The following is a 2,542-nucleotide window of genomic DNA, read 5'->3' on the forward strand; positions in this document are numbered from 1 at the left end:
GGTGCGACACGAGGTCGCACGAGTTGAGTGAGCTTCACTGAAGGAGGTCGGCGGATGCCGAAGGTGTAGTTACGGATCAGTGTTCGTGGATCTGTCCCCGGGCCTGACATGCGTCGCTGGTAACGGCGGGGTGTGAAGCTCAGGTCGGAAGGCTCGAGGGCTCCCGTTCCATCCGGGAGCCACAAGTCACGGGGAAGGCCGACAGGGTGAACAACCGTGAACCCCTGATGATGCCTCGTCATCGGAAACCCCGCAGATGGGTTGCTGCAGCGGGGGCAAGGACTGGTCGCTGGAAAGCGCAGGCGCCGACCGGAAGACTCCAAGCCGGTCGGGAGAACACCGCCGTCCTCGGGGTATAGGGGGCACCCGACCCGGCCGTATCTCACTCGTGTGGAACGTGACAACCCCGTTGGAGTCCGGCGACGTTTACGTCGTCGGCAAGCCGACCGTGAGGAAGGCCCGATTCTCCAGCGGGCGCAGGATGGCCCAAGAAGCCAATGCCGGCGGCCGAAAGGCAGCGGGAAAACGAGACATCGTGCTCGGCTTCTCCGCCGAGGGTCTCGTATAACCGGCCGGATACGGGCGATGCCCGGACCCGAAAGGGTGCTGACGTGGGCCAGGTGAGCCTGTGAAGAGACGACGACAACGACACCGGAACCGAAGGACAAGTTGGACACCATGGCAGAGACAGCCGCGGCGGTCGAGGACATCATGGTGAACGGACCTGAAGACGACTTTCTCGATTGGCGGTCGATCGACTGGCGAGCCGTCGAGGGCGAAGTACGGCGTTTGAGGCAGAGGATCTTCACGGCGACGCGGGCGGGCGACCTCAAGAAGGTCCGCAATCTGCAGAAGTTGATGCTCCGATCCCGGGCGAACACGCTGCTGAGCGTGCGGCGGGTGACAGAGATCAATGCGGGTCGCAAGACGCCCGGGGTTGATGGTCGGGTGGTGCTGTTGGCACAGGACAAGGCCGGACTGGCCGACTGGGCGCAGTACTGCTCGTCGTCGTGGACTCCTCGGGCGGTCAAGCGGGTGTTCATCCCGAAGGCAGGCGGGAAGCAGCGCCCGCTCGGCATCCCGGTGATCGCTGACCGGGTGCTTCAGGCGCGGGTGGTCAACGCGCTGGAGCCCGAGTGGGAGGCACGGTTCGAGCCGAAGTCGTATGGCTTCCGGCCGGGCCGTGGTTGTCAGGACGCAATCTCGGCCATCTACCTCACGTTGAAAGGTAAGAATCCGCAACGCGTGTGGGTGTTGGATGCGGACCTGAAAGCGGCGTTCGACCGCATCGATCACAGCCATCTGCTCGCTCAACTGGCCACGTTCCCCGCCCGGGGATTGATCGCAGGCTGGTTGAAGGCGGGGGTACTCGATCGTGGTCGGTTCGCCTCGACCGAGGAGGGCACGCCCCAAGGCGGGGTCGTGAGTCCTTTGCTGCTGAACGTGGCCCTGCACGGGATGGAAGCAGCAGCGGGAGTCCGTTACCGCAAGCTCGGCACGCACGCCGCCGAGTCGGCGGAAGGCTCCCCGGCGCTGGTCAGATATGCCGATGACCTTGTGGCCCTGTGTCATTCGCGTGAACAGGCCGAGCAGGTCAAAGCGCGGCTCGCCGCCTGGCTGGAGCCCCGGGGGCTGGTGTTCAACGAGGACAAGACGCGCATCGTCCACGTCGAAGACACCGGTTTCGATTTCCTGGGGTTCAATGTCCGCCGTTACGACGGCAAGCTGCTGATCAAGCCGAGTTCTGCTGCTATGAAACGGATTCGGGAACGGCTGCGCACCGAGATGAGGGCTCTGCGCGGGGCCAACGTCAGTGCGGTGTTGCACAAGATCGACCCGATCGTGCGGGGCTGGTCGGCCTATTACCGAACAGTGGTGTCCAGCAGGGCATTCACCGCGCTGGATGACTACATGTGGAAGCTCACCTACAAGTGGGCCAAGCACGGCCATCAGAACAAGTCGAAGCACTGGATCGTCACCCGGTATTTCGGCCGGTTCAACCAGTCCAGGCAGGACCGGTGGGTCTTCGGTGACCGGGACACCGGCGCTCATCTGCCCAAGTTCGCCTGGACGAAGATCGTCCGACACCAGATGGTCGCGGGCACATCGTCTCCGGACGATCCGTCCTTGACCGAGTACTGGTCCGAACGGCGACGCAAAGGGGCGCCACCGCTATTGGGCGCGTTCACCCTGCGGATGCTCAAACTACAGGCCGGACGCTGCCCGCTCTGCGGGAACTTCCTGCTGCGCGCCGACCATCAACCCCAGAACCCGCACGAGTGGGAACGCTGGGCGAAGGTGACCCGCACCGCGATGGTGAGGCACAGCCTCACCATCGCTCGCGGAGACGGAACGTCGGGCACGGCCATCCGTTTCGTCCACGCCTCCTGCCGTCGTCGGCGGTCTGCCGACCGGGCTGGAGGTCCGGTAATTCTGCAAGCCCGCAAGCCATCTGGGCTTGCTTGAGCCGTGATGCGTCGACGAGGCGCATGTCCGGTTCTGAGGGGGCCTCGGCGCAGTAATGTGCCGGGGCTACCCGACA

At 64.5% G+C, this 2,542-nt stretch carries 1 protein-coding gene; it reads left to right on the top strand.

Going from position 1 to position 2,542, the window contains the following annotated elements; translation table 11 throughout:
- The first annotated feature begins 678 nt into the window (after positions 1-678).
- Positions 679-2,466, top strand: a complete 1,788-nt coding sequence (gene ltrA / locus ACL03I_RS39145; protein ID WP_412808618.1) for a group II intron reverse transcriptase/maturase — start codon at positions 679-681, stop codon at positions 2,464-2,466.
- Positions 2,467-2,542 lie beyond the last annotated feature (76 nt).

The sequence above is a fragment of the Nocardia sichangensis genome (assembly GCF_047200615.1).
In the GTDB taxonomy this organism is placed as follows: Bacteria; Actinomycetota; Actinomycetes; order Mycobacteriales; family Mycobacteriaceae; genus Nocardia; species Nocardia sichangensis.